General features: G+C 75.0%; 26 protein-coding genes and 1 riboswitch. Of the genes, 14 read left to right on the forward strand and 12 right to left on the reverse strand.

Annotated features, from left to right (window positions below):
- Nucleotides 1-86 precede the first annotated feature (86 nt).
- Nucleotides 87-1,103: a zinc-binding dehydrogenase gene (locus tag JOE63_RS01065; protein WP_204538428.1), complete on the forward strand. Its 1,017-nt coding sequence runs from the start codon at nt 87-89 to the stop codon at nt 1,101-1,103.
- Between the two features lie 31 nt (nt 1,104-1,134).
- On the opposite strand, the gene JOE63_RS01070 is transcribed toward JOE63_RS01065, so the two are convergent.
- Both JOE63_RS01070 and JOE63_RS20735 read right to left on the reverse strand, forming a co-directional pair.
- Nucleotides 1,135-1,788: a CatA-like O-acetyltransferase gene (locus JOE63_RS01070; protein WP_087470372.1), complete on the reverse strand. Its 654-nt coding sequence runs from the start codon at nt 1,786-1,788 to the stop codon at nt 1,135-1,137.
- Nucleotides 1,789-1,939: 151 nt separating this feature from the next.
- On the reverse strand, nt 1,940-4,063 hold the full coding sequence (locus tag JOE63_RS20735; RefSeq protein WP_239578565.1) for a hypothetical protein: 2,124 nt from the start codon (nt 4,061-4,063) through the stop codon (nt 1,940-1,942).
- A 169-nt stretch (nt 4,064-4,232) separates the two neighbouring features.
- Here JOE63_RS20735 and JOE63_RS01080 point away from each other — a divergent pair, with 169 nt between their 5' ends.
- The 7 genes from JOE63_RS01080 (at nt 4,233) to JOE63_RS01110 (ending at nt 9,389) form a co-directional block, all read left to right on the forward strand.
- Nucleotides 4,233-5,324, forward strand: coding sequence for a sensor histidine kinase (locus tag JOE63_RS01080; RefSeq protein WP_204538431.1), 1,092 nt, complete (start codon nt 4,233-4,235; stop codon nt 5,322-5,324).
- On the forward strand, nt 5,321-5,974 hold the full coding sequence (locus tag JOE63_RS01085) for a response regulator (RefSeq protein ID WP_087470375.1): 654 nt from the start codon (nt 5,321-5,323) through the stop codon (nt 5,972-5,974). The genes JOE63_RS01080 and JOE63_RS01085 overlap by 4 nt, the downstream gene beginning before the upstream one ends.
- Before the next feature lie 72 nt (nt 5,975-6,046).
- Nucleotides 6,047-6,544, forward strand: a complete 498-nt coding sequence (locus JOE63_RS01090; RefSeq protein ID WP_204538434.1) for a hypothetical protein — start codon at nt 6,047-6,049, stop codon at nt 6,542-6,544.
- Nucleotides 6,541-7,770, forward strand: coding sequence for an NRAMP family divalent metal transporter (locus tag JOE63_RS01095; RefSeq protein ID WP_204538437.1), 1,230 nt, complete (start codon nt 6,541-6,543; stop codon nt 7,768-7,770). Before JOE63_RS01090 ends, JOE63_RS01095 begins: the two co-directional genes overlap by 4 nt.
- Nucleotides 7,767-8,195: a hypothetical protein gene (locus JOE63_RS01100; protein ID WP_204538440.1), complete on the forward strand. Its 429-nt coding sequence runs from the start codon at nt 7,767-7,769 to the stop codon at nt 8,193-8,195. The genes JOE63_RS01095 and JOE63_RS01100 overlap by 4 nt, the downstream gene beginning before the upstream one ends.
- Nucleotides 8,192-8,599 (forward strand): PRC-barrel domain containing protein, encoded by a 408-nt coding sequence (locus JOE63_RS01105; RefSeq protein WP_204538443.1) that lies wholly within the window; start codon nt 8,192-8,194, stop codon nt 8,597-8,599. Before JOE63_RS01100 ends, JOE63_RS01105 begins: the two co-directional genes overlap by 4 nt.
- Before the next feature lie 211 nt (nt 8,600-8,810).
- Nucleotides 8,811-9,389 (forward strand): flavodoxin family protein, encoded by a 579-nt coding sequence (locus JOE63_RS01110; RefSeq protein WP_204538446.1) that lies wholly within the window; start codon nt 8,811-8,813, stop codon nt 9,387-9,389.
- 10 nt (nt 9,390-9,399) lie between these two features.
- On the opposite strand, the gene JOE63_RS01115 is transcribed toward JOE63_RS01110, so the two are convergent.
- The 6 genes from JOE63_RS01115 to JOE63_RS01140 form a co-directional block, all read right to left on the reverse strand.
- The gene (locus JOE63_RS01115; RefSeq protein ID WP_087470381.1) at nt 9,400-9,720 is read right to left on the reverse strand and encodes an ArsR/SmtB family transcription factor; all 321 of its coding nucleotides are present in this window, start codon (nt 9,718-9,720) and stop codon (nt 9,400-9,402) included.
- Nucleotides 9,717-10,202, reverse strand: a complete 486-nt coding sequence (locus JOE63_RS01120) for an SRPBCC domain-containing protein (protein ID WP_087470382.1) — start codon at nt 10,200-10,202, stop codon at nt 9,717-9,719. The genes JOE63_RS01115 and JOE63_RS01120 overlap by 4 nt, the downstream gene beginning before the upstream one ends.
- A gap of 108 nt (nt 10,203-10,310) precedes the next feature.
- Entirely contained in the window at nt 10,311-10,688 is a 378-nt protein-coding gene (locus JOE63_RS01125; RefSeq protein ID WP_204538449.1) for a fluoride efflux transporter FluC, read from the reverse strand.
- Nucleotides 10,685-11,122: a FluC/FEX family fluoride channel gene (locus JOE63_RS01130; protein ID WP_204538452.1), complete on the reverse strand. Its 438-nt coding sequence runs from the start codon at nt 11,120-11,122 to the stop codon at nt 10,685-10,687. Before JOE63_RS01130 ends, JOE63_RS01125 begins: the two co-directional genes overlap by 4 nt.
- Complete coding sequence (locus JOE63_RS01135) at nt 11,119-11,679, reverse strand: universal stress protein (protein ID WP_087470384.1); 561 nt, start codon at nt 11,677-11,679, stop codon at nt 11,119-11,121. The genes JOE63_RS01130 and JOE63_RS01135 overlap by 4 nt, the downstream gene beginning before the upstream one ends.
- 42 nt (nt 11,680-11,721) lie before the next feature.
- Nucleotides 11,722-11,796: riboswitch (Fluoride riboswitch) on the reverse strand.
- 24 nt (nt 11,797-11,820) lie between these two features.
- Entirely contained in the window at nt 11,821-13,128 is a 1,308-nt protein-coding gene (locus tag JOE63_RS01140) for a hypothetical protein (RefSeq protein ID WP_087470385.1), read from the reverse strand.
- A 146-nt stretch (nt 13,129-13,274) separates the two neighbouring features.
- Between JOE63_RS01140 and JOE63_RS01145 the strand changes: the two genes are divergently transcribed.
- Nucleotides 13,275-14,171: a hypothetical protein gene (locus tag JOE63_RS01145; protein ID WP_204538454.1), complete on the forward strand. Its 897-nt coding sequence runs from the start codon at nt 13,275-13,277 to the stop codon at nt 14,169-14,171.
- A 168-nt stretch (nt 14,172-14,339) separates the two neighbouring features.
- Entirely contained in the window at nt 14,340-14,777 is a 438-nt protein-coding gene (locus tag JOE63_RS01150; protein ID WP_087470387.1) for a hypothetical protein, read from the forward strand.
- A 44-nt stretch (nt 14,778-14,821) separates the two neighbouring features.
- Here the strand turns inward: JOE63_RS01150 and JOE63_RS01155 are convergent, their stop codons facing one another.
- Complete coding sequence (locus tag JOE63_RS01155; RefSeq protein WP_204538458.1) at nt 14,822-15,478, reverse strand: GntR family transcriptional regulator; 657 nt, start codon at nt 15,476-15,478, stop codon at nt 14,822-14,824.
- 146 nt (nt 15,479-15,624) lie between these two features.
- Here JOE63_RS01155 and JOE63_RS20740 point away from each other — a divergent pair, with 146 nt between their 5' ends.
- Both JOE63_RS20740 and JOE63_RS01165 read left to right on the forward strand, forming a co-directional pair.
- On the forward strand, nt 15,625-16,758 hold the full coding sequence (locus JOE63_RS20740; RefSeq protein ID WP_239576575.1) for a 3-keto-disaccharide hydrolase: 1,134 nt from the start codon (nt 15,625-15,627) through the stop codon (nt 16,756-16,758).
- Between the two features lie 42 nt (nt 16,759-16,800).
- Nucleotides 16,801-17,601 carry an SAM-dependent methyltransferase gene (locus JOE63_RS01165; RefSeq protein WP_087470389.1) on the forward strand — a complete coding sequence of 267 codons (801 nt, stop codon included), beginning with the start codon at nt 16,801-16,803 and terminating at the stop codon, nt 17,599-17,601.
- 51 nt (nt 17,602-17,652) lie between these two features.
- Here the strand turns inward: JOE63_RS01165 and JOE63_RS01170 are convergent, their stop codons facing one another.
- The 3 genes from JOE63_RS01170 to JOE63_RS01180 all read right to left on the reverse strand — a co-directional run bounded on the left by JOE63_RS01170 (nt 17,653) and on the right by JOE63_RS01180 (nt 22,510).
- Complete coding sequence (locus JOE63_RS01170; protein WP_087470390.1) at nt 17,653-18,225, reverse strand: hypothetical protein; 573 nt, start codon at nt 18,223-18,225, stop codon at nt 17,653-17,655.
- 110 nt (nt 18,226-18,335) lie between these two features.
- On the reverse strand, nt 18,336-21,773 hold the full coding sequence (locus JOE63_RS21570) for a GH36-type glycosyl hydrolase domain-containing protein (protein ID WP_204538460.1): 3,438 nt from the start codon (nt 21,771-21,773) through the stop codon (nt 18,336-18,338).
- Nucleotides 21,770-22,510 carry a TetR/AcrR family transcriptional regulator gene (locus tag JOE63_RS01180; RefSeq protein WP_087470391.1) on the reverse strand — a complete coding sequence of 247 codons (741 nt, stop codon included), beginning with the start codon at nt 22,508-22,510 and terminating at the stop codon, nt 21,770-21,772. The genes JOE63_RS21570 and JOE63_RS01180 overlap by 4 nt, the downstream gene beginning before the upstream one ends.
- 141 nt (nt 22,511-22,651) lie before the next feature.
- Here JOE63_RS01180 and JOE63_RS01185 point away from each other — a divergent pair, with 141 nt between their 5' ends.
- Together JOE63_RS01185 and JOE63_RS01190 are read left to right on the forward strand one after the other, a co-directional pair.
- Complete coding sequence (locus JOE63_RS01185; RefSeq protein WP_204538463.1) at nt 22,652-23,941, forward strand: extracellular solute-binding protein; 1,290 nt, start codon at nt 22,652-22,654, stop codon at nt 23,939-23,941.
- 15 nt (nt 23,942-23,956) lie between these two features.
- Nucleotides 23,957-24,880, forward strand: coding sequence for a carbohydrate ABC transporter permease (locus JOE63_RS01190; protein ID WP_047230920.1), 924 nt, complete (start codon nt 23,957-23,959; stop codon nt 24,878-24,880).
- The last annotated feature ends 1 nt before the right edge of the window (nt 24,881 follow it).

Raw genomic sequence — 24,881 nt, forward strand, 5'->3', positions numbered from 1 at the left:
ACGAGGAGCACGAGGACCGGACCGAGCGGGCCAGGGCGGGCAGTCGTAGGCTCGACGGCGTCCCGTCCGCCGCCGAGGGAGCCACCGTGCGCGCGACCGTCATCCACGCCCCGTACGACGTCCGCGTCGAGCAGCGCGACGACCCCCGCCTGCTCGCACCGACCGACGCGATCGTGCGCGTCGAGGCCGCGTGCGTGTGCGGCTCGGACCTGTGGACGTACCGCGGGGCGAACCCGATCGAGCACCCCGTCGCGATGGGCCACGAGTACGTCGGCACCGTCGAGGAGGTGGGCGCCGACGTCCGGAGCGTGCGTCCGGGGCAGCTCGTCGTCGGGTCGTTCTACGCGTCCGACAACACGTGCCCGATCTGCCGCGCCGGCTACCAGACGTCGTGCGTCCACCGCCAGCCCGTGCGTGGCGCCCAGGCCGAGCTGCTGCGCGTCCCGCTCGCCGACGGGACGCTCGTCGCGACGCCCGAGCGCCCCGACGACGACCTCGTGCCCGGGCTGCTCACCGCGTCCGACGTCCTGGGCACCGGCTGGTTCGGCGCCCGCGCGGCCGAGGCGGGACCGGGCCGCACGGTCGTGGTGGTGGGCGACGGCGCCGTCGGCCTGCTCGCGGTCCTCGCCGCCGCGCAGCTCGGGGCGGAGCAGGTCATCGCCATGAGCCGGCACGCGCCCCGCCAGGAGCTCGCGCGGGCGTTCGGCGCGACCGAGGTCGTCGCGGAGCGCGGCGACGAGGGCGTCGCGCGCGTCCTGGACCTCACCGACGGGCTCGGCGCGCACGGTGTGGTCGAGGCCGTCGGCACGCCGGAGTCCGTGGCCCAGGCGCTCGGGTCGGTGCGTCCCGGCGGGTACGTCGGCGTCGTCGGGCTGCCGCACGGCGTGGAGCTCCCCGTCGTCGACATGTTCTACCGGCACGTGCACTGGTCGGGTGGCCCGGCGCCGGTCCGCCAGTACCTGCCCGAGCTGATGGACCTCGTCCTCGACCGGCGCATCGACCCCGCGCGCGTGTTCGACCTCGAGCTCTCCCTCGACGACGCCGCCGAGGGCTACGCCGCGATGGACGAGCGCCGCGCGATCAAGTCCCTGCTGCGCCCGTGACGACCCGGCCCGCGCGGGCGCGGGTCCGGCGTCAGCCGAGCCACGACGGGTCGTCGACGAGCTCCTGCAGCTCGGTCACGAGGCGCGCGGTGTGGAACCCGTCCGCCGCGGCGTGGTGCACCTGGACCGCGAGCGGGAGGAACGTCCGCCCCTCCCGCTCGACGTACCGCCCGAGCGTGACGATCGGCGCGAGGTGCCGCCAGCCGTCCCGGATCGCGAGCGTGAAGCCCGTGAACGACGCCCAGGGCAGGCTCGACACGTCGAAGGCGTTCGGCGGCGGCGCACCCTGCGGGAAGAACGTCGTCGCGGTCCGGTGCTCGGCGAGCAGCGCCGACGCCGCGGAGTGGAACGCGTCGAAGTCGGGGTCGTAGGGCGCCCAGACGGCCGAGAACGTCTCGCGCTCCGGGTTGAGGACCGTGAACGCCGGGTGCACCACCGGCCAGACCGCCGGGGCGCCCGCGTCGTCGAGGCACAGGCGGAACTCCTCGTGCCGGTTCACGACGGTCGCGAGCGCCCAGACCTGCGCGACGTAGGTCTTGCGGGACGATCCGGCCAGCGCGGCCGCGAGCGCCGTCACGTCCAGCTCGACGGTCATCGCGTACGTGCACGGCGACGCGTGGAGGAAGTGCTCGAAGTGCTCGCGGCGGGGCCAGGTCTCGAGGTCGACCGGTACGGGGTGCTCCATCCTGCGAGCCTGTCAGCGCGACGCGCCTCCGGCACGGGCTTTTCGGCTCGGCACGCGCACCGACGCCGCGCCTGCCCGTGCACGACGACGCCCGGCCCCGCACCGTGGGTGCGGGACCGGGGCGGGCGGGCCGAGGGGCCGTGCGTCGTCGTCAGCGCGCGTCCGTGGACCGACGGCGACGCGAGGCGAGGACGAGACCCGTGCCGGCGAGGACGATGAACGCCCCGGCGGCGAGGACGCTCGCGTCCGCGCCCGTCGTCGCGAGCGCGTCACGCTGCGCCGCGGCCTGCTCGACCTCGGCGACCGGCTGCGCGTCCGTCAGACCGAGGTTCGCCGGGTCGGACGACGCCCCGGTCGTGACCACGCGGCCGGCGCCGTCGGCGTAGATCGGCGCCGTCGGCTCGACGGGCTGTCCCGGGTCGGTCGGGTCGGCCGGGTCGGCCGGGTCGGCCGGGTCCGTCGGGTCCGTCGGGTCGACCGGGTCGACCGGGTCGACCGGGGCCTCCGGCTCGTCCGCGAGGGTCACGCCGATCCAGTCCCAGGCCGTGGACGGGCTGTCCAGCTCGCCGAGACCGATGAACCAGTGCTGGAAGGTCGCCGCGCTCCACGTCCCGTCCTCGGCCGTGACGCCGTGGTTGTTGTGGTCCCAGCCGGTGTAGAAGTGCGGGCTGCCCTGCTGGGTGCCCTGGGCGGACCCCCAGAGCTGGAACGACGGGAGGTCGGTGACGCTCATGCCGGCGGGGACGCGGACGAACACCTTCTGGCCCGGCGTCACGCTGTCGACGACCCGGCCCTGCGCGTCCACGAGGACGACCCCGGCCGGCATCGGTGAGCCGTCCGCCGTGCGGAGCTCGACGTGCACGTTCCCGGAGCCCCCGGCCAGCGAGGCCGTGAACCCGTAGTCGGTCGAACCGTCGGTGTTGCGCACGAACCCGTTCGAGACGAACCCGGGCTGCGGCATGACGACGTTCGTGGTGAGAGCCTCCTCGATGAGCCACGCGGCGGTCTGCAGGGTCGCCATCCGGTCGCTGTTGTAGGCAGAGGCCCAGTCGCGGGTGTAGTCGAAGCCCTCCCAGTTCCCGTCCTCCGGGTACGGCATGGCCTCGAACTGCTGGAGCGCCTTCTGCGAGAGGGTGACGTGGTTGTCGGCGTCCACGTCGAAGAGCAGCCCCATGACGTCGTGACCCGTCGAGAAGTACCAGACCGCGAACTGCGTGGCCTCGTACGCCGTGTAGTCCAGGGTGCGGTTGAGGTACTGGTCCTCCCACATCTGCCGCACGTCGTCCTCGGAGTAGCTGCCGTCGTCGATGCTCCCCTGGTACCAGCCCAGGAACGTCTCCCAGCTCGTCGTCGGTGTCACGCTCACCCCGGCCCGGTCGAACAGCCGCTGGGCGTCCGCTGCGCGCGCGCTCGCGTCGTTGCCGCCCTTGTACCCGTTGACGAGGATGGTCTGCTGGGCCGAGGTGTTCTCCCAGTGGATCCCCTCGGGGTCGGGCGCGACCGACTCGTCACCGGACCACGCGTGGTACCAGTACCCGGCGATGTCGCGGTCGTAGACCATGTGCACGGTCCCGTCGTCGTCCACGAGGGTGTGGTGGAGGATGTGCAGCTGCGGCTGGCCGCCCCAGCCGGTCCAGTCCTTCCCGGAGCCGCCCTCGGCGGGCTCCATGAAGTACCAGTAGTCGCACGGGAAGCCGTGGTAGTAGCCGTCGTGCCAGTGGGGCTCGTACTCGGCGTCGGGGTAGGCGGCCTGCGTCGCGCCCAGCAGGCCCGCGGTGGCGGCCGTGGCGAGGGTGGTCGCGACGTCCGCGCCCGCGGGAGCGTCGGTCGACGCCTCGGCCGCCGCGCTCGCGTCCTCGGCCACGCCGTCCGGCACGACCGGGTCGACCGTGACGTCCTCGGGCAGTCCCTCCACGACGTCGTCGGTCACGGTCTCGCCGGCGCTCTCCGTGGCGGGCTCGTCGGTCTCGACGGCCGGCTCCGCACCGGCCGGAGCAGGCTCCGGTACGGCCTCGGCGGCCGGTGCCTCCGCGGCGGGCGCCACGACGGGGTCGACCGGTGCGGGGGCCGCGTCCGTCGTCACCGTGGCGGGCGCCTCGGGCGCGGGGGCCGGCTCCGGGGCGGCCTCCTCGGCGGGGGCGTCGGTGGCGGTGGTCTCCGGGGCGGTCGCCTCGGGGGCCGGGGCCTCGCCGTCGTTCGCGAACGCGGCCAGCGGAGCCCCCAGCACGAGGGCGGCGGAGACGGCGGTCGTGGTGGCGGTGCGAAGAACCTTCATGGTGGAGCTCCTCTGACTGTCGTGGCGGGTGTTTCCCGATGACTCCACGTTCCGCCCGGGGAGCACCTCTCCGGCACGCCCGAACGACGGCGACGACTACCTCCGAAAGTCGACTCCCCACGACCTCCTCGGCGAGCCCGGCCGCCCGGCCGTGGCTAGCCTGAGCGGCGTGGGGGTCCAGGTCTCGCGGGCCGACGTCCTCGTCGCGGTGTCCTGCGGGGTCGCCGGGGCGCTCCTCGTCGTGCTGCGGGCGGGGTCGGGGATCGGCTGGGCGCCGCTCGGCGCCGAGCTCGCCGCGCAGGAGGCCGCCGCCGCGCTGCTCCTCGTCCGGAGGCGGTGGCCGGTCGCCGTCCTCGCGGCGTGCGTCGCGCTCTCCTTCGTCTCCCCCGCGCTCGCGACCCTGGCCGCGCTCTACACGGTCGGGACCGAGGTCGCGTCGGCGAGGGTCAGCGGAGCCGTGGTGCTCGGCGTCGTCACCGCGGCGCTGCCCGCGTGGCGCCTCACCGCCGAGGCGTCCGGCCCCACCACCCTGTGGGTGAGCACGCTCATGCTCCTCGCCGCCTACGTCGCGGGACGCGCCGAGCGGTCCCGCGGGGAGACCGAGCGCCGTGCCGCCCTGCGCGGCGCGGAGGCCGCGCGGGCGGGCGAGCGCGCCCGCCTCGCCCGCGAGCTGCACGACGTCGTGTCGCACCGGGTGAGCTATGCCGTCGTCGAGGCGGAGGTGCTCGCGACGTCGACGGACGACGCCGACGTCCGCCACGCCGCGGAGGAGATCGGCACGAGCGGCCGGGCGGCGCTCGCCGAGATGCGGCAGGTGCTCACCGCGCTCACGTCAGACGTCCCCGAGCCCGCCCCCGGACCCGCGCCGGCTGTGGCCGGGGCCGCGGAGGTCGAGGCTCTCGCCGCCGACGCGCGCACGGCCGGGCAGCCCGTCGAGGTCCAGGTCTCGGCCCCGTCCACGTCTCCGCCCGACCTCGTGGACCGGACGGTGGCACGCGTCGTCGAGGAGGGCCTGACGAACGCCGTCCGGCACGCCCCGGGCGCCGACACCACCGTGGAGGTGGCACCGGTCGCGGGCGGCGTCCGCGTCACGGTCGACAACGGTCCGCCCGCCCGCCCACCCACCGGGCTCACGACCGGCGGCTTCGGCCTCACCGGGCTGCGCGAGCGCGTCGAGCTCCTGGGCGGCACCCTGGAGTCCGGACCCACGCCCCCGGGCGGATACCGGCTGCGGGCGACGCTCCCGAGGAGGACGCCATGATCCGCGTGGTCGTCGTGGACGACGAGGCGCTCCTGCGCGCCGGCGTGGTCCGCCTGATCGCGACGGCGCCCGATCTCGAGGTCGTCGGCGAGGGCGGCGACGGCGCCCGAGCGGTCGAGCTGGTCCGCGAGCTGTCCCCCGACGCCCTCCTGCTCGACATGCAGATGCCCGTCATGGACGGGCTGGACGCGCTCGTGACGGTCCGGCGCGAGCACCCCGAGACCGCGGTCGTCGTGCTGACGAGCTTCCTCAGCGACGAGTACGTGCTGCCGGCCCTGCGAGCGGGCGCGGTCGGCTACCTGCTCAAGGACTCGACCCCGGAGGAGCTGCACCACGGCATCCGGGCCGCGGTCGCGGGCGACGCGATCCTCTCCCCCGCCGTCGCGCGGCACCTGCTCGCCGCCGCGGGCGACGACGTGCCCGCCCGGCGCGCCGACGCGCAGCGCCGCCTCGACGCGCTCGCACCGCAGGAGCGAGAGGTGGTGGGGGCGCTCGCGGACGGGCTCTCCAACGCCGAGATCGCCCGACGGCTGTACCTCGCGGAGTCGACGGTCAAGGCCTACCTGGCGCACGCCATGACGAAGCTGGGCACCGTGAACCGCACGCAGACCGCGATCCTCGCGCACGAGGCGGGCCTCGGCGCACGGTGATGCGCGTCGCGACGACCGCCGCGACGGGTCGTCCGTGTGCGAGCGGCCTCCCCCGGCGGGAGCATCGCTGACGTGGGACGTCGCGCGCGCACCGCCCGGGCCGGGGCTCTGCTGAGCCTCGTGCTCGCGCTCGGGACGACGGGCTGCACCGTGAGCCGGCAGGACCCCGGGCAGGCGACGGCCGCCGTGGCCGACGCGCTCGCCCAGGCCGGGTCGGCGGTCGAGACGACGCGGCTCACCGTGCGCCTGCTCGACGCCGACCGCGTCACCACGCCCGTCGCGGACGCCGCGGTGCTGGACCAGGTGCGCGTGCTCGAGGAGTCCACCACGGCGCTCACGACCCTCGTCCCGCCCGACGACGTCTCGTCCGCGCAGCGCGACGCCGGTCTCGTGGCCGTCGCGGACGCGACGCGCGAGGTGGTCGCGGCGCGCGCGTGGGTCGCGCGCGAGGCGGGCGGCGACCTGTCGGAGGCGGGCGCCGTCCCGCTCACGGCGTCCGAGCTCGAGGCCGACCTCGCCCGCGCCGCCGACGACGTGGACACGGCGCTGGCCCTGGCGGGTGGCGCGTGAAGCAGCTCCTCGGCGTCGCGCTCGGCATCCTCACGGCGATCGGCGGCTTCGTCGACATCGGGGACCTGGTGACGAACGCCGTCGTCGGGTCGCGCTTCGGGCTGTCGCTGGTGTGGGTCGTGGTCGTCGGCGTCGTCGGCATCTGCCTGTTCGCGTCGATGTCCGGGCGCGTGGCGGCCGTGAGCGGGCGCGCGACGTTCGAGATCATCCGCGAGCGCCTCGGCCCCCGCGCGGCGGGCGCGAACCTCGCGGCGTCGTTCGCGATCAACCTGCTCACGCTCACGGCGGAGGTGGGCGGCATCGCGCTCGCGCTGCACCTCGCGAGCAGCGTCGAGCCGCGACTGTGGATCCCGGTGGCGGCGCTCGCCGTCTGGCTCGTGCTGTGGCGCGTGAAGTTCCAGGTCATGGAGAACGTCGCGGGACTGCTCGGGCTGCTGCTCGTGGGGTTCGGGGTCGCGCTCTTCCTGCTGGGCCCGGACTGGGGCGAGCTGCTGCGCCAGGCCGTGCCGCCGTCGCCGCCCGCGACGGAGCACGTCGCGACGTACTGGTACTACGCGGTCGCGCTGTTCGGCGCCGCGATGACGCCGTACGAGGTGTTCTTCTTCTCGTCGGGCGCCGTCGAGGAGGGGTGGACCGCGAAGGACCTCGCGCAGAACCGGGTCAACGTGCTCGTCGGGTTCCCGCTCGGCGGGCTGCTGTCCGTCGCGATCGCCGCGTGCGCGGCGGTGGTGCTGCTGTCGGCGGGGATCGAGGTGTCGTCGCTGTCGCAGATCGTGCTGCCCGTGGCGGAGGCCGGCGGGACCCTGCTGCTCGCGGTCGTGATCGTCGGGATCGTCGCGGCGACGTTCGGCGCCGCGCTCGAGACCGCGCTGTCGAGCGGCTACACGCTTGCGCAGCACCTCGGCTGGTCGTGGGGCAAGTTCCGCCGCCCGGCGCGCGCCGCGCGCTTCCACGTGACGATGGTGGTCGCGCTCCTGCTGGCCGTCGCGATCCTCATGACGAGCGTCGACCCGGTCGCCGTCACCGAGATGTCGGTCGTGTTCTCGGCCGTCGCGCTGCCCCTCACGTACGTGCCGATCCTCCTCGTCGCGAACGACCCGGAGTACATGGGCGAGCACGTCAACGGGCGCGCGACCAACGCGCTGGGCATGGTGTACCTGGTGATCGTGGTCGTCGCGGCCGTCGCGGCGATACCCCTGATGATCGCGACGGGAGCGGGGTCATGAGCCGGGACGCCTCCACGCCGACGGGGGTGCGCGTCGTGGACGCGCGCCTGCACCTGCTCAGCCGCCAGGTGCTCGACGTCGACGGCGAGCCGGTCACGACCGTCGACGACCTCGAGCTCGTCGCCGTGAGCGGCCCGGACGGCACCGGCGCGGACGACGGCCCGCGCGACGTCGTGCCCGGCGAGCCGGCGGAGGTCGGCGCGATCCTCACCGGACCGGTGCTCGTGACGCGCCTCCTCGGCGGCCGACCGCCCGCGTCGCGCTGGGAACGCGTGCCGTGGTCCGACGTCGGGCACGTGGGGACGGCGATCGAGCTCACCGTCCGCGCGGACTCGCTCGACCTGCACTGGACCGAGGACTGGCTGCGCGAGCACGTCGTCGGCCGCGTCCCGGGCGGACGCCACGATCCCGAGGAGGGGTCGTGATCCTCGGCGACCTGCTCGACGCGCGCGTCGTCGGGCCCGACGGCGAGGACCTCGGCTTCCTCGTGGACGTCCGGCTCGCGCTCGACAGGCTGCCCGACGACGCCCCGTCCGACGGCGACCCCGACGACGCGCACCCCGAGGACCGGGCGCTGAGCGCGAGCGTCCGGCGGCGGGACCGTGTCGGTCGGGCGCGCGTCGTCGGGGTCCTCGTGAGCCCGCGGACGGGCGCGTCGTTCCTCGGGTACGAGCGCACGGGCGTCACCGCGCCGTGGCCGGTCCCGCAGCTCGTCCGCCACCGGCACCGCGGCACGTTCCTCGTGCCGTGGGACGACGTCGCCTCCGTCGGGCGCGGCGAGGTCCGCCTCGCGCCCGGGTACAGGCAGGACGACGCCGCACTGCCCTGACGTCGGGCGCGACGGCCGGCCGGAGGGGCACGTCCGGTCGGGAGAGGCACCTCCGCGTGCAGCGCTCGGCCGGGGATGCAGCAGCGCTCGGCGCGTTGCGAGCGGGCCGTGGCCCCGTGACGCTGGACGGGACGGTGAAGCCACCCGCCGTCGGCCGTCCGGGCGGACGCACGAAGGACCCGTCGCCCCGTCCGGCGACACGGGAGGACCCATGAAGGCGCTGTTCGTGAGCTGCACGCTCAAGAAGTCCCCGGAACCGTCCAACACCGAGGCGCTCGGGCGGGTGGTCGCCGAGGCGCTGCAGGACCGCGGCGTCGAGGTCGAGCACGTCCGGCTCGTCGACCTCGACGTCCTGCCGGGCGTCGTCACCGACGCCGGCGAGGGCGACGAGTGGCCGCGCGTGCACGAGCGGCTCACGCCGACGTGGCTCGGCCGCCCGTCGTCGGTCGCCCAGCGCATGCTCGAGCGCATGGACGCGATGCTCTCCGAGGAAGGTCCCGACGGCACGCCGGTCGCCTACAACCGGGTGGCGGGCGTCGTGGTGACGGGCAACGAGGACGGCGCGCACCACGTCATCTCGGAGGTCAGCGGTGCGCTCGGCGACATCGGGTACACGATCCCCGGCCAGGCCTGGACCTACTGGAACCAGGGCCCCGGCCCCGGCCCGGACTACGTGCAGACCGGCCACGGCCACGAGTGGGCCCGGGAGACGGGCCGCCTCATGGCGCACAACCTGCACGCCGTCGCGACGGCGCTCGAGGCGCACCCGGTCCCGGCCCCCGGCTCCTGACCGACGACAGCTAGGACTCCGCGATGCGCTTGATCGCCGCGAGCCGGCGGTCCCAGGCCGCGCCGATGGCCTCGAGCGCGCGGGCGGTCTCCTCCAGCCGGGCGCCGACCGCGCGGTAGCGGACCTCGCGGCCCACCCGCACGGACTCGACGAGCCCGACCTCCGCGAGCACGGCGAGGTGCTTCGCGATGGCCTGGCGGCTCACCGGCAGGCGCTCGGCGAGCGCGGACGCCGAGAGGTCCGCGCTGCCGAGCTCCTGCAGGATCCGCCACCGGGTGTCGTCCGCGAGGGCCGAGAACACGGGCGCGAGCTCCGTGGCGGGTGCGCTCACGCGCGACCTCCGTCGACCGCGAGCGCCCCCTCGAGGAGCGCGACGAGCTCGTCGAGCTCGCTCGTCCAGCCCTGCTGGTGGCTCTCGATCCGCTCTGCGGTGTCCGTGACGAGGTCGAACCCGGTCTCGACGACGCGCAGGACGGTCGACGACCCCTGCGGCTCGAGCGTGAAGCGCGCGACGGTCGAGCTGGTCTCGTCCATGACCTGCCCGACCGGGGTCCCCCAGCGGAACGCGAACGTCGTCGTGGGGTCGTACTCCTCGATCCGCACCTGGACGTCGGGGACGTCGGGCCAGCTGAACACGCCCTCGCCGCCGACGCGCAGGTCGCGCAGCTCGGTCCGCTGGCCGAACCAGCCGCTGATGAGGTCCTCCTGCGTGAGCGCCGCCCAGACGCGCTCGGGCGTGGCCTCGATCGTCACGGTGCGGGAGACGGTGTACGCCTCGGTGTCGACGACGGCCGGCTCGTTGATGCTGGTCATGGTGCAACCTCTCCGTGGGAGGGAAACGGGCACATCTGCAACTTCAGAGTTGCACACTGTCCGACTGAACGCAACCCTTCGGTTGCGCAGACGGTGGGGGTCACCCGCTCACACTCCCCCGAGCGCGATCCCCGCCACCGCCGCCGCGAGGCACACGACGAGCATCCCGAGCGCGTGCACCAGCGCGACGACGCCGCGGCCCGCGAGCAGGAGGCGTGCGCCCTCGACCGACGCCGTCGAGAACGTCGAGTAGCCGCCCAGGAACCCGACCCCGAGCACCGCCGCGACGTCGCCGTGCCCCGGGTGCGTCCCGCCCCAGCCCGTGAGCAGCCCCAGCAGGAAGCACGCGGTGACGTTCACGACGACCGTCCCCAGCGGCGTCGACCAGCGGTTGTGCCGCGCCACGAGGGTGTCGAGCAGGAACCGGGACGCCGCGCCGAGCCCGCCCGCGACGGCGACGAGCACCAGCTCCGGGACACCCGTCACCGCGCCCCACCGCCCCGGGCGACGAGGCGGCGTCGGACCGCCGCGGCGAGCGCGACCCCGCCCACCGCTGCCGCGACGCCGAGCGCCACGCTCCCCAGCGCGTACGCGGCGCCGAGGGCGGCGTGCCCCCCGCTCGCGAGCCGCTCGGCCTCGACGACGAACGTCGAGTACGTCGTGAACCCGCCCAGCACGCCCGTCCCGCAGCCGAGCCGGACGCCCCGCCGCCAGCCGGCGTCCGGCCCCGAGCGCAGCAGCGTCTCGAGGAGCGCGCCGAGCACGGACGACCCCACGAGGTTGATCCAGAACGTCGTCCACGGCCACGACCCGGGCCCGGGGGCGAACGCCTGCTCGAGGAGCGCGCGCGCCGTCGTGCCGACGGCTCCGCCCAGCGCGACGAGGCCCGCGAGCGCGAGGAGCGGGGTCCGTCGTCTCACCTCTCCCACGGCGTGCGGAGCTCCTTCCAGTCCACGACCGCGAGCGGGACCGTGAGCACCGGCCGGTGCTGGTGGTGGGCGAGGTGCGCCGCGACGGACCCCTCGACGAGCTCGCGCAGGTGCGCCGTCGACCCGGGGGCACGCGTCCCCACGACGATCACCGCGGCGTCGACCGCCCGCGCGAGGTGCGTCAGCGCGCGGTCGGGGCGGCCCGCGAGGTAGCGCAGGTCCCACTCCACCGCGCCGTCGCCCGGGAGGCCCTGCACCCCCTCCCCCACCTCGGCCCGCAACCGCGCCTCGACGCCCTGCCAGGAGTCGTCGGCGGAGTCCGGGTCGAGCGGCGCGTGCGTCACCGAGCCGTCGGGGTGCTCCTCGACCACGTGGCGGGAGGTGTCGGCGTACGCGGCGACGACGCGGGACCCGGCAGCCACCGCCCAGGCCGCGGCCGTCCGGACGACCAGCGGGTCGCCGCCCGGCACGACGCCCACGACCACGGGGTGCCCGGCGAACGGGACCATGCGGTCGAGCGCGGGCTGCGGCACGGGTCTGGCTCTCATGCGGACCTCTTCCCGCGGGCAGCACCCTGCCCGCCGACGCGCGACGAGACAGGAACCATCAGCCCTGGCGGCGGTTCGGGCGGCTACGCCCCGGCGGGATCCATCACCGCCCCCAGGGTACCCAGCCCGGCCGTCGACCGCTCAGCCTGCCTTCGTGTCCAGCCACTTCTTCTCGCCGAACGACTTGGCGAGCTCGTGGTCCGTGATGACGAACCCGACGGCCTGCGCGACCGGCAGGATCTGGTCGCGCTCCAGCCCGTCGTCGATGCCGAGCCGGTACAGCATGACGACGGTCCCGGTGTTGAGCATGACCCCCGGCGAGTTCCCGTCGTCGAGCAGCGCGTACGAGCCCTGGAACCCCGGCTGCGGCACCGCGGCGGCGAGGGTCGGGTGCGCAGGTCCCGTGGTGTCGGCGAGGGGGTCGCCCTGCGGTGCGTCGTTGAAGGCGGCGGCCACGCGCTCGGCCTCCTCCTCCGACCCGACGTCCACCAGGACCAGGTCGAGCGCGAGGGTCGGGCCGTCGTCGGACACGACGCGCGCCTCGAACCCGGCCTGGCACGAGCCCGCGAGCGCCTCGATCGCGGGGATCGCAGGGAGGTCGTCGCACGCGAAGTCGCGCCGCGCCACGAGCGCGATGCGGTCCTCGTTGACGAGGTAGTCGTTGTCGGAGAAGTAGTCCCACGACATGGGCGCGAGCGCAGGGCCCGACTCCGGGTCCATCTCCGCCCCCGCGCGGTACTGCTGCTCGAGCCACGGGTCGTCGTCGGTGACGTCGGTGTCCACCGGCTCCTCGGTCGCCTCGGGCTCGTCCGTCGCCTCCGGCTCCTCCGGGGCGTCCGTCGCGGGGGCCTGCTCCGCGGTGGTCGGCTCCGGGGCGGGCGGGGCGTCGTCGCGCACGGCCAGCCACACGCCGAGGCCGCCCGCGACGAGGACGAACGCGCCCACGCCGGCGAGGACGGGCACGAGCCACTTCCGCGAGCCGCGCCCGGGCGGCGTCGCGTACGGGGAGAAGCCGTAGGGGTCCGACGGCGGGACCGGCGGCCCCGGCACGACCGTCGCGTCGTCCGGCGCGCCGTAGGCGGGGCCCGACGGGGTCGGGTACGGAGCGGTCGGGGTGCCGGACGGGCCGGGAGGAGGCGGGGGGCCCTGGTACGTGCCGGGCGGCGGGGGCGGCGCGTAGCCGGGCGCGGTACCCGCGGGCGGCCAGGTCGCCCCGGTCTCCGCGGGCGGGAGCGTCGCGTGGGGGTCGCCGAGCTGACCGGGCCCCCGGCGACCGCCCGTGCCGTAGGGGTCGGTGCCGTACGGCACCTGCGCGTGGGGGTACCCGTAGCCCGGCGGCGGGGGCGCCTGCCCGCCGGGGCCCGCCCCGCCGTCGTCCCCGTACCGCCGCGGCGGCCGCATGACGGTGTGGTCGTCGACCGATTCGTTCGGGTCGGTGGGGTGAGACATCGGACGGGTCCTCTCGTCGCGGGCGGCTCGTGCAGGGTAGCGGAGTCACGCTCGCGGTCGTGCTGGGCCCCGCTCCGCCGTCCCCACCGGTGCGCGGGTGCGGGCCACCCCTGGCGCGCGGGCCGTCGCGACGCGAGGATCGGTCCATGAGGAGACGACTGAGCGTGGTGCTCGGCGCGGTCTGCGCCCTGGCCCTCGGCCTGAGCCCCGCCGCCGCGCACCCAGGGGACGTCGGTGCCGTGACCGGGGCTCTGGACGGGGACGCCGCACGTCCCGGGGCCACGTCCCCGCAGCCCGGGGGCTACGTCTTCCGGCCAGGTGACCCCATGATCTTCAACAACGGGGGGACGGCGTCCGGCGGCTACGAAGGAGCCTGCACCGGCGGCTGGGCGGTCGCCGGGGACAGCGGGACGTTCCTCCTCGGTCCGCGGGCCTGCTCGGTGATCTACTCCTCGGTGCGAGGCAGCGACCGCCTCTACGGCTGGACGTTCTCCCAGAACTACCCGGACGGGAACGCGCTCGTGCGCGAGATCCCGGGCGACGACGCGTACCAGATCGTCCGTGACCCGCTCACCGGGAGGACGCCGGGCGACGGGCGCGTCGTGGGATGGACCGCGTCCGCGGCGCAACCGCTCGGGATGCTCGTGGGAAAGATGGGGATCGGGACCGGCTGGACCGAGGGCCGGATCACCGGTGCCGTCATGTTCCGCGGGGCGGCGCTGCTGTGCACGGACATGCGCACCGGCCCCGGCGACGCCGGCGCCCCGGTGTGGCGCTCCGACGCCACGGGACTGCGCGCGCTCGGCACGGTCCAGGCGTACGACCCGAGGACCGGGACCGGCTGCTACCGGCCGATCCAGGAGACCTTGGCGATCTACGGCGCGTACCTCCCCAGCTTCGGGCCGCCGCAAGGTCGCCCGGGGTTCGGCACTCTCGCACCGGGGATGCCGTGGCTCGACGGCGGGGACGCGCTGGCGGTCCCCGTGAAGAACATCCCGGTCGGCACGGACTGGCGGGCGCCCGTCACCCCGCTCGGTTCCTGACGCGTCCCGCCGCCGTGTGACGTGACCGGCGGGTGATCTCCTCCCCAGGGTGGACACGCCCGTGGGGCGGGCAGCGTACGCTGCCGGTGGGTCACCGGACGACGGACAGGGGGAACTACCGCTCGACCGACGAGAGACCGGACCGCCGTCCGACCCGCACCAGCGCTCATGAACATGCTCACCTGGACTGCCGTAGACGACGCGACCTGGCGTGCCCGCAACGCGTCGCGCGAGTACGTGATCCGGCGCGACGACGCCGACACCTGGACGCTCGACGGCCCCGAACGCACCTGGGTCGCGCTGCCGAACCTCGAGGTCGCCAAGGAGGTCGCCGCGCTCGCCGACGAGGTCCACCACGACGACGACAGCATGACCAGCTACCGCGTGGTCACCGCCACGGGCGCACGCCGCGGGGAGCCGTTCGGCGCGGACAGCGACGAGGACGCGATCGACGTGCTCCGCGCGCGGCGCCGGGCCGGCAACCTCCCGCTCGCGCCGTTCCGGCTCGAGACGAGCGACGGCCGGCTGGTCGGGTCGTGGGAGAAGGCGGTGGAGATCCCGGCCCGCCCGGCGACGTCGCACGAGGGGACCGCCGGACCCGTCTGATCCCGGCCCGCGACGCACGCCGAGGTCCGCGACGAGCGACCGGCTCAGTCCCCCGAGCGCAGCGCTGCGACGTGCGCGGAGCGCTGACGACGGCTGCTGTCGACGTGCGCCTCGGCCAGGGCGGCGGCACGCTCGCCGTCGCGCGACGCGACCGCCTCGAAGAGCTCCGCGTGCTCCTCGGTGACGTGCGCGAGGTCGTCGTGCTGCGACAACGCCCAGCGCACACGGCTGCGGATGCCCTGCATCATGTCCCGCAGGAGCTGGTTGTCGGCGAGGTCGGTCACGATCTCGTGGAAGTCGGCCGCGGACCGACGCGACCCGACGCTGTCGGCCGTGCGCGCGCCCTCCAGCTCGCTCGCGAGCGCGCTCCGCAGCCGGTCCAGCCCCTCCGGGCCGTGCCGCTCGGCCGCGAGGCGGAACGCCAGCGGTTCCAGCACCTCCCGGACCTCGTCGAGGTCGGCGAGGTCCGCGTCGGAGAACTCCCGGACCACGGCCCAGGTGTGCGGGCGCAGCACCACGAGCCCCTCCCCCTCGAGCGCCTTGAGCGCGTCGCGCACGGGGATGCGGCTCACGCCGAAGTCGGCCGCGAGATCCCGCTCGACCAGCCGGGAACCCGGGCGTCGCGCCCCGTCCAGGATCTCGTCGCGCAGCGTCGCCGCGACCCGTGCGGACTCCAGCACTCGCTCCTCGGCTCCGGCCACCGGTCGATTCTCCCACCGCGCCCGACGCGCGCACGCGGGTGCGGGGGCGCCGCGCGGCCCCGGGCGCGCGCTCGCTCCCCGTGCCGTGGAGAGCGCCCGGCATCCGTGCGAGGGTGGAGGGACACGCGTCGAACGAGGGAGTTCCGATGTCGAGCACCACCCGTCCCCCCGTCCTCCGCCGGGCGCACCGCGCCCGCCTCGCCGGGGCGGCCGCGCTCGCCGTCGGGGTCGCGCTCGCCGCGCCGGCCGCGGCGGTCGTGCCGGCGGCACCGGAGACCCCGGCGCCCGAGGCCTCGACGGCCGTGGCAGCGGTGCCCCGGGCCGCGGCGCCCGACGACGGGTACGACGTGATCTTCGACGGCACCGCGGAGTCGTTCGAGGCCTGGGAGTACGCGGGCGACGGCGGGTTCGACCTGCTCGACGACGGCACGATCCGCTCCCGGGCGGGTGCGGGCGGCGGGTTCGGGACGCTCTGGTACCCGGTCCGGCAGTACGGGGACTTCTCGCTCGTCGTGCAGTTCCGCGACGACGCGCCCGGGGACGCACGCGCCAACAGCGGCGTGCAGGTCCGGTTCCCGGACCTGTCCGGTCCCGTCGAGGGGTGCCCGACGACGTTCAACGGCAACGAGACGGGCAACCTCTCGTGGATCGCCGTCAACTGCGGGCACGAGATCCAGGTGAACGACTCCCCCGAGGGCGGGTCGAACGACCCCCGCAAGACCGGGTCCGTCTACGGGTTCGCCGACATCGGGCTCGACCGCGCGCGCCCCACCGCGAAGGGCACGTGGAACGAGCTGGAGGTGCGCGTCGTCGGGCAGCACTACACGGTGATCCGGGACGGGGTCGTCATCAACGAGTACGAGAACCTGCCCGGCGTCCCGTTCCCCGACCGCCCGCTCGACCCGGACTCGAGCAGCCGCGGCCTCGTCGGGTACGTCGGTCTCCAGGCGCACGGGTCCGCGCCCGACGTCGTCACCTACCGCGACGTGCGGGTCCGCGAGCTCCCGCCCGTCCACGTCGAGGTCGACGCGCGGTGCCTGGCGGGCACGGCGCACGTCGCCGTGCGCGCGCTCAACGTCGGGGAGGACGCCGTGGACCTCACCCTCGGCGCGGCCACGGGCGAGCGTTCGTTCGCCGACGTCCAGCCGGGCCGCAACGCCTACCAGGCGTTCAGCACACGGGCCGCGTCGGTCGAGGCGGGCGCCGCCACGCTGACGGTCGCGGGCGACGACGGCCCGGTCGTCGTCGAGACGCCGTACGCCGGGGTCGACTGCGGCTGAAAAGGGCGGGCGCCGACCGGTCCCGTCTGTGAGGGTGGGCCCGTGCGACCCTTCGACGAGCTGATCACCGAGGCCGAGCAGGCGGACGTCACCGGCTGGGGGTTCGGCTGGCTCGACGGCCGTGCCACCGAGGAGCGCCCGCCGTGGCGCTTCGTGACGCTCCTGTCGCAGCACCTCGGGCGGACGGACGCGGCGCTCGACCTCGACACCGGCGGCGGGGAGGTCCTGGCCGAGGCGCTGGCGGCCGCCGCCGACCGCGGCGACGCGACCCCGACGACGCTCGTCGCCTCGGAGGGGTGGGCGCCCAACGCCGCGCGCGCCCGCTCGCTCCTCGCGCCGTGGGGAGGGCGCGTCGTCGTCCCGGTCGACGGCGTGCTCCCGGTCGACGCCGGATCGTTCGGCCTGGTCACCGCGCGCCACCCCGTCGCGCCCGCGTGGCCCGAGGTCCACCGCGTGCTGCGCCCGGGCGGCACGTACCTCGGGCAGCACGTGGGCCCGGGCTCGGCGTTCGAGCTCATCGAGGCGTTCCTCGGCCCGCAGCCCGCGGCCCGCCGCGGCCGGGACCCGCAGGACGAAGCTCGGCAGGCACGCACCGCGGGTCTCGACGTCGTCGATCTCCGCACGGCGACGTGCCGCATGGAGCTCCACGACGTGGGCGCCGTCGTCTGGCTGCTGCGCAAGTGCGTGTGGTGGGTCCCGGACTTCACCGTCGACCGCTACCGCGGCGTGCTCGAGGACCTCGACGCGCGGGTGCGGGTGGGCGCGCGCGACGACGGGACGACGTCCACCCCGTTCGTGGCGCACTCGACCCGCCACCTGGTCGTGGCTCGCCGCGCGCGCTGACCCGGTCCCCTGACCCGGGCAGGCAACCTGATCGGCCCGCCCGGGTGACCGTCAGAAGTACTGGCTGGCCGCCTGGTACCCGCTGATCGCGCCCAGGACGAAGCCCACCGCGGTGCACGCGATCGCGACCGCGAGCGCGATCTTCGCCGTCTTCTCGTTCCGGCGGGCCGCGATCGCCGAGAAGACGATCGCGAGCACACCGAACACGATCGGCAGGAAGAACACCGCGATCGGGCTGAACACGTACGCGAGGATCGTGCGCCACGTCATCGGCTGCGGGCCGACGGGCGCGTACGCGCCGTAGCCGGGCTGGCCGTAGGGCGCGCCGTACGGCGGCTGACCCTGCGGCGGGTAGGGCGTCCCGTAGGGCTGCTGGCCCTGCGGCGGGTACGGCGCCGCGGGGGGAGCCTGCGGCGCCATCTGCCCGTAGGCCGGCTGGTGCTGCTCGGGCTGCGCGGGCTGGCCGTACGCCGGCTGGCCCTGACCGTACGGCGCCTGCGCGCCGTACGGACCGGGGGCGGCCGGCTGCCCGTAGGCGGGCTGGCCCTGCCCGTACGGGCCCGGGGCCTGCGGGGGCTGCTGGGCGTCGCCGCCCGGGTACGGCTGGTACGGAGGCTGGCTCACGGCGTGTTCCTTCGTCGCGGGTGGCGCCGTCCCGACGGCGGCGTGGTCCGAAGGCTAGCGCCTCCCGCCCCCGCGCGGGACCACGCGACGCGGCGACGAGACCCGGGGGCCTACGACCCCGCGGGCACCGTGATCTCGACCAGGTCGGCGTCACCCAGGTCGTCCGACGCGACGAGGACGCCGCGCTCGCGGTAGTCGCCGGCCCGCGGGGTGGTGGGGACGTCGACGAGCGCGCCGCGGTCGGACCCGGCGCGGACCCGGACGCCCTCACCGATCGTGGTGACCCGGTAGACCACGCGGCGCGTCCGCCCCGCGAGCTCGAGGTCGACGGCGAGGCCGTCGGCCGCCGCGGGCAGCACGGGGTCGACGACGAGCGCGCCGGTCGACCCCGAGCGCTCCGTGAGGCCGAGCACGCCCTGGACGAGCTGACGCAGGTAGATGCCCGGCCCGCTGGAGTACACGCGCCACCCGCCGCGCACGCCCACCGTGCCGTCGCGCAGCCGGTCGAAGTCGCGCGCGAAGCTCTGGCGGTCCGGGAAGTCGGCGTCGCTCGACGAGAAGTACGCGTTGCGCTGGCGCGGCGCGGCGTGCGCGAGGCGGCTGCCCAGGTCGACGGGGCTGATGCGCAGCAGCTCGTCGAGCGCTCGACCGCGGCCCAGGGCGGCGAGCGCCTCGACGTAACGGATGTGCGCGTGCACGTACATGAGGCCGATCTCGCGGCCGACGTTCGCCGCCTGCTCGGCCCGCAGGAACGTGTGCGGGACGCCCTCGTCGAACGCGGCGGGGTGGTCCATGAGGCGCACGCCGTCGGGGAAGTGCAGGTGCTCGACCACGAGGCGCTCGTGGTGCTCCGCCTCCTCGGGCGTGAGGATGCCCGCGATGATCGACTGGGTCATGGGGATGAGGCGGTACCGCATCCCGGAGACCGTGTCGGACGGGTGGATGACGAGCTCGTCGCCGTCGGACCCGTGCCGCACGTACCCGGCCAGGACGCCGTCGACGAGCGCGCGCTCGCGCAGGTCCGCGCGCACCTCGGCGGCCAGGGTCCCGGCGCGCGCCGAGAGGGCGGCGTGGTCGTCGCTGCCGGACGTGGTGCGGGCGAGCAGCTCGGCGGCCTGCACGAGCAGCGCGGACGTCCACGTGGACGCGAGGTCCGTGCGCATGCGCGGGTCGGCGGGCTGGAGCGTGTCGTCCCAGTCGCCCTCGCCGTACGCGGGCAGGGCGGTGCCGGGCAGGCGGTCGCGGTCGAGGTGGTCGAGCAGGCGCGCGACGTGGTCGCGCACGGTCGCCGCGGCGTCGGCCCCCGACGCGGCGGGGCGCCGGTGCGCGTGGTCCCAGAACGGGACCGGCTCGTCGAGGACCGCGAGGTCGCCGCTCGCGTCGAGGTACTGCGCGAGCGCGAACAGCGGCCACACGACGACGTCGCCGTGCGAGGAGTCGTTGTAGCGCTCGCCGTACGCGTCGAACATGAACCACTGCGGGAACTCGCCCCACGTGTGCTGGTGCGCGAGGACGCGCAGCACGATCGCGCGCGCGACGTCGTGCCGCCCGCCCGCGAGGGCGAGCTCGAACGGCCCCTGGCACACGTCGCGCGTGCCCCACGCCGCACCCGAGTACTGCTCCAGGCCGTGCGGGACGAGGAAGTGGACCAGGGCGTCGTGCGCGTACCAGGGCACGAGCAGGTCGAGCTCGTGCGTCTCGAGCTCTGCGTGCGGCGCGAACCGCAGTCCGCGCACGACCCCGCGGACGGTCGCGAGGTGGCCCGCGAGCGTCGCGTCGAGGTCCGCGAGCGGGTCGTGCGCCGACCCCGTGAGGGCGAGCGCGGCGTCGGGTCCCCGCAGCGAGGCGGTGATCGCGATCCGGAGCGCGCCGGAGTCGGTCGCGCTCGTGAGGCGGCGCGCGGTCCCGGCGGACGTGCCCGCAGGGGTCTCGGTGTCGAGCGAGACCGAGGCGCTCGACGCCACGACGTACCGCAGGTCCGGGTAGTGCGCGTCGACGTCGCCGCCCGGGACCGGGTGCACGACGACGGCCTCGCCGGCGTCCGCCGCCGGGGCGACGTGCTCGACGACCCAGCCGCCCGCCTCGTCGTCGAGCTCGAGGGTCGCGGTGACGTGCAGCGGTCGGTCGCAGCGCACGTCCACGTCGATGCGGTTCTCGCGGTCGTGCGCGACGGTCCGCACGTCGACGCGGCCGAGCGGCGTCTCGTAGACCCAGCGGACGCCGCCGACGTCGAGGACGAGCGCGGAGGGCAGGCCGAGCAGCCACGGTCCGCGGCCGTCGTCGACGAGCACGCGCAGCCCGCTGCTGCGCAGCAGGTTGAGGTGGTGCCGGTGCACCGTCGCGAGCCGGTTGGCCGTGGTGTTGCCGAGCACGACGTGCGAGGCGAAGACGCCGGGCGCGAACGCCGTCGTGGAGAGCACGTCGTCGGTGGGCAGCACGTCGTCGCCCGCCTTGAGCACGTGCCCGTGCGAGCGCTCGGTCACCGTGTCCTTGCGCGCGTCCACGACGTGCGTCCCGGTCGCGGTGAAGAACGACAGCAGCGTGCCGTCGGCGTCGCGCTCGGGCAGGAGCACGTCGTCGGGGCCGAGCCCGACGGCGGCGAGCAGGTCGGCCTCGCCGAGCTCGTCGCCCGCGAGGAGCGGCGCGTCGCGCAGCACGGACCCGGTCCGCGGCAGCGGGGTGGTCGCGCGCTCGTCCGCCGCGGCGGCGACCGCGGCCGCGGCCCAGCCGGCCACCTCGTCGAGGTGCGCGGCGAGCGGGCCCGGCGCGTCGGGGTCGACGACGGTCACCGCGTGCACGCGGGCGGTCCCGCCGGACAGGTCGAGCGGACGCGAGACGAGGGTCGGCATCGCGTACTCGTACTGGAGCACGCCGGAGTCCACGGGCCCGAGCAGCCCGTGCGGGACGCCGTCGCGCCGCGCCCGCGCCGTGAAGACCTGGAGCGAGTCCGTGAGGTGCGCGACCGCGCCCTCGACGAGGAACGCGACGGCGAGCGGGAGGCGCGGCTGGGCGGACATGGTCTGCCGGCTGACGAGCACGGTGCCCGCGTCGGGGTGCTCCATCGCACGGTGCAGCAGGTACTGGCACACGTACGGCTCGCTCGACAGCGCGGCGGCGGGCGGCGCGAGCGCGAGGTCCTGCGCGTGCACGACGTCGTAACGGACGTCCGCGGGCGTCGCGGGCCCGGCCGTGAGGTCGACCCGCCAGACGAGCGTGCGCCCGTCGAGCGTCAGCGCGACGCGCGTGGCGAGGCCGAGCGCCTCGCCCGACCACACGACGCGGTCGGTGCCGACCTCGACCGACGTCACCGCGGGCGCCGACCCCGTGAGGCGCGCGACCTCGACGCCGCCGTCCGCGCGGGTCGCGCGCAGCAGGACGCCGCCGGGCATGCGGTCGTGCTCGCCCGGCAGGTACTGGTTGACGAGCAGGCCGCCCGTGCTCACGGCGCGCACGTCACCCCCGCCGGTGAGCTCGACGGTCAGCTCGCCCGAGGCGAGCGTCGCGCCCGCGAGGGGGGTCGTGCGTGCGGGGCTGGCGGTGAGGGTCACGCGGTCTCCTGCTCGGTGGTGCGGGTCTCGGGTGCTGCGGGGGTCGTGCCCTCGGGGCGCAGCAGCGCGAGGAACTGGTCGAAGAGCGCGACCATGTCGACGTTGTCGGGGTCCAGCAGCCACTGGAGCTGCAGGCCGTCCATGACGGCGGAGAAGAGCTGGCCGATCGCCTGCGGGTCGACCTCGGGGCGCAGCTCGCCACGCGCGACGGCGTCCTGGAAGCGCGTGTCGTCCTGGTGGCGCAGGGCGCGGTACCGGTCGCGCACGACGTCGTGGGCCGGGTGGGCGGTGTCCGTCGCCTCGGCGGCGACCACGACGTGCAGGGACACGAGGCCGGGGGTCTCGGCGTTGCGCCGGACCTGGTCGCGGATGGTCGTGAGGAGGTCCGCGCCGGCGGCCTCGTCCTCGGTGCGGCGCACGAGGTCGCGCCGGTCGCGCTCCTCGAGCGTCGCCGTCAGGAGGCCCGCCTTGCTGCCGAAGTGGTGCAGGAGCCCGGCCTCGGAGATGCCGACGCGCGCCGCGATCTCGCGCAGCGAGCTGCCGCGGAAGCCCTGCTCGCCGAACACCTCGACGGCCGTGCGCAGGATCTCGCGGCGGCGCTGCTCGCCCCGGACGATGCGTCGGTCGGGCAGGCCGGCCGCCGTCGTGCCGCGGGTCGCGGTCGTCGTCGCTCGGTTCCCCACGGCCCCCGCCGTCCCCGTCGTGGCGCCGCCACCTGCGGAGTCGCTCTCGTTCATCACCGTCTCCTTCGCCAGTCTCTCGGCGCCAACGGTACGGCCTGGACGCCCCGGTTGAAAATACTAACCGAGCGCACGCTAAGGTAGTTTCCACAGCGGCTCACACCAGACGAGCCGACTGCTCGATGAGGAGGATTGCTCATGAAGCTCGGACGCAAGGCGGTCGCCATCGGCGTCGTCGGACTCCTGGCCCTGACCGCGTGCGGTCGCGCGGACGACGACTCGACGGGTGGCGAGAGCGCCGCCGGGTCCACCACGACGGTCGACGACGCCCCCGCGGAGGGTGACATCACGATCTGGGCGATGGGTGAGGAGGGCGAGAAGCTGCCCGACTTCGTCCAGGGCTTCACGGACGAGAACCCCGACGCGAACGTCGAGGTCACCACGATCCCGTGGGCCGACGTCATGACGAAGTTCCAGACCGCCGTCGCCGCGGGCACCGTGCCCGACGCCATCATGATCGGCTCGTCCTTCATGCCGACGATGGTCGCCACCGGCGGCCTCGCGCCCGTCCCGGACGGCCTCGTCGACAGCGCCGACTTCGTCGAGGGTGCGGCCGCGTCCACCGTCGCGGACGGCGTCGAGTACGGCGTGCCGTGGTACGTCGAGACCCGCGTCCTGTACTACCGCTCCGACCTGGCCAAGGCGGCCGGGGTCGAGGCGCCCACGTCGTGGGAGGAGCTCACCGCTTTCGCGCAGGCCATGCAGGCGAACGGCTCGACCTACGGCCTCCAGCTCCCCATGGGCGACGCGGAGGACTCCACGCAGGTCATCCTGCCGTTCTACTCGCAGGCCGGCGGCTCGGTCCTCGACGAGGCGGGCGACGCGTTCGACCTCGACAACCAGGCGATGATCGACGCGCTCGACTACTACGCGTCCTTCTTCGCCGAGGGCCTGTCGCCGCTGTCGGGCTACGGCGACTCGCAGAACAGCGCGTTCGTCGACGGCTCCGACCCGGCGTTCATCTCCGGCCCGTGGATGGTCAACGTGCTCGCCGACCTGCAGGGCGAGGACTGGGTCGAGCAGAACGTCGCGACCGTCCCGGTGCCCGCGGGCTCCGCGAACAACGACTCGTACATCGGCGGCGCCCACCTCGGCGTGTTCGCCGAGGCCAAGAACGCCGACGGCGCGTGGAAGCTCGTGCGCTGGCTCGCCCAGCCCGAGACGCAGCAGGCCTGGTTCGACGCGACGAGCGACCTGCCCGCCCTCACCACCGCGTGGGACTACGAGCCGCTGACGTCCAACCCGCGCACCCAGGTGCTCCAGGAGCAGCTCGACAACACGATCGCCCCGCCGACCGTGCCGAGCTGGGACGAGCTCTCCGCGACGATCGAGACCGAGGCCGAGAAGGTCGCGAACGGTCAGGTCACGTCCGAGGACGCCGCCAAGGCGATCCAGGCCAAGGCCGACACGCTCGGGCTCGGCTGGTAACAGGGCCCGTCAGTCATGACCACCACCACCGAGGGACGGCGCCGGCGTACGGCCGGCGCCGTCCACCGGCGACGGCAAGCGCTCGTCGCCTGGCTGTTCGCTCTCCCGTTCGTCGCGGTCTTCGCGGTCTTCATGCTGGGGCCGCTGCTCGCGTCGTTCGGGATGTCGTTCTCGGACCTCACGATCCGTGACATCAAGACGCCGTTCGCGGTGAACTTCGTCGGGCTCGAGAACTTCACCGGCGTCTTCCAGGACGAGCTGTTCCGCAAGGCGCTGCTCAACACCTTCTACTTCGTCCTCGTCGGCATCCCGCTGACGATGGTGCTCGGGCTCGCACTCGCCGTCGCCCTCAACTCGGGCATCGAGAAGTTCCGCAGCGTCTTCCGCGTCGGCTTCTACACGCCCGTCGTGACGTCGATCGTCGCCGTGGCGGTCGTCTGGCGGTTCATCCTCCAGGACTCCGGCCTCGTCAACACCGTGCTCGGCTGGGTCGGCATCGACGGCCCGGACTGGCTCAACGACAGCGCGACGGCGATGCCGTCGATCATCGTCATGGCCGCCTGGCGCAACATGGGCACGCTCATGATCATCTTCCTGGCCGGCCTGCAGGCGATCCCGCGCGACGTCTACGAGGCCGCCGAGGTCGACGGCGCCGGCTCGTGGCGCCGCTTCCGCTCCATCACGGTCCCGCTCATGCGCCCCACCCTGCTGCTCGGCGCGGTGCTGCTGTCCGTCGGCTTCCTCCAGGTGTTCGAGGAGCCGTTCGTCATGACCAAGGGCGGCCCGGTCAACTCCACGCTGACCATCAGCTACTACGTCTACAACCAGTTCGGCTACGGCAACTACGCGTTCGCCTCCGCAGCCGCGTACGTGCTCTTCGCGCTGATCGCCGCCCTCGCCGCCGTCCAGTTCCGCCTGCTGCGGTCGAAGGAGGATTGAC

Origin of the sequence: Cellulosimicrobium cellulans (genome assembly GCF_016907755.1) — a bacterium.
Classification (GTDB): domain Bacteria; phylum Actinomycetota; class Actinomycetes; order Actinomycetales; family Cellulomonadaceae; genus Cellulosimicrobium; species Cellulosimicrobium cellulans_D.

What these genes read in the sequence shown, in the direction of transcription:
- JOE63_RS01190 (WP_047230920.1), top strand. Translation starts at nt 23,957, where the DNA reads ATGACCACCACCACCGAGGGACGGCGCCGGCGTACGGCCGGCGCCGTC.
- JOE63_RS01070 (WP_087470372.1), bottom strand. Translation starts at nt 1,788, where the DNA reads ATGGAGCACCCCGTACCGGTCGACCTCGAGACCTGGCCCCGCCGCGAG.
- JOE63_RS20735 (WP_239578565.1), bottom strand. Translation starts at nt 4,063, where the DNA reads ATGAAGGTTCTTCGCACCGCCACCACGACCGCCGTCTCCGCCGCCCTC.
- JOE63_RS01100 (WP_204538440.1), top strand. Translation starts at nt 7,767, where the DNA reads ATGAGCCGGGACGCCTCCACGCCGACGGGGGTGCGCGTCGTGGACGCG.
- JOE63_RS01145 (WP_204538454.1), top strand. Translation starts at nt 13,275, where the DNA reads ATGAGGAGACGACTGAGCGTGGTGCTCGGCGCGGTCTGCGCCCTGGCC.
- JOE63_RS01085 (WP_087470375.1), top strand. Translation starts at nt 5,321, where the DNA reads ATGATCCGCGTGGTCGTCGTGGACGACGAGGCGCTCCTGCGCGCCGGC.
- JOE63_RS01135 (WP_087470384.1), bottom strand. Translation starts at nt 11,679, where the DNA reads ATGAGAGCCAGACCCGTGCCGCAGCCCGCGCTCGACCGCATGGTCCCG.
- JOE63_RS01180 (WP_087470391.1), bottom strand. Translation starts at nt 22,510, where the DNA reads ATGAACGAGAGCGACTCCGCAGGTGGCGGCGCCACGACGGGGACGGCG.
- JOE63_RS01110 (WP_204538446.1), top strand. Translation starts at nt 8,811, where the DNA reads ATGAAGGCGCTGTTCGTGAGCTGCACGCTCAAGAAGTCCCCGGAACCG.
- JOE63_RS20740 (WP_239576575.1), top strand. Translation starts at nt 15,625, where the DNA reads ATGTCGAGCACCACCCGTCCCCCCGTCCTCCGCCGGGCGCACCGCGCC.
- JOE63_RS01185 (WP_204538463.1), top strand. Translation starts at nt 22,652, where the DNA reads ATGAAGCTCGGACGCAAGGCGGTCGCCATCGGCGTCGTCGGACTCCTG.
- JOE63_RS01150 (WP_087470387.1), top strand. Translation starts at nt 14,340, where the DNA reads ATGAACATGCTCACCTGGACTGCCGTAGACGACGCGACCTGGCGTGCC.
- JOE63_RS01140 (WP_087470385.1), bottom strand. Translation starts at nt 13,128, where the DNA reads ATGTCTCACCCCACCGACCCGAACGAATCGGTCGACGACCACACCGTC.
- JOE63_RS01120 (WP_087470382.1), bottom strand. Translation starts at nt 10,202, where the DNA reads ATGACCAGCATCAACGAGCCGGCCGTCGTCGACACCGAGGCGTACACC.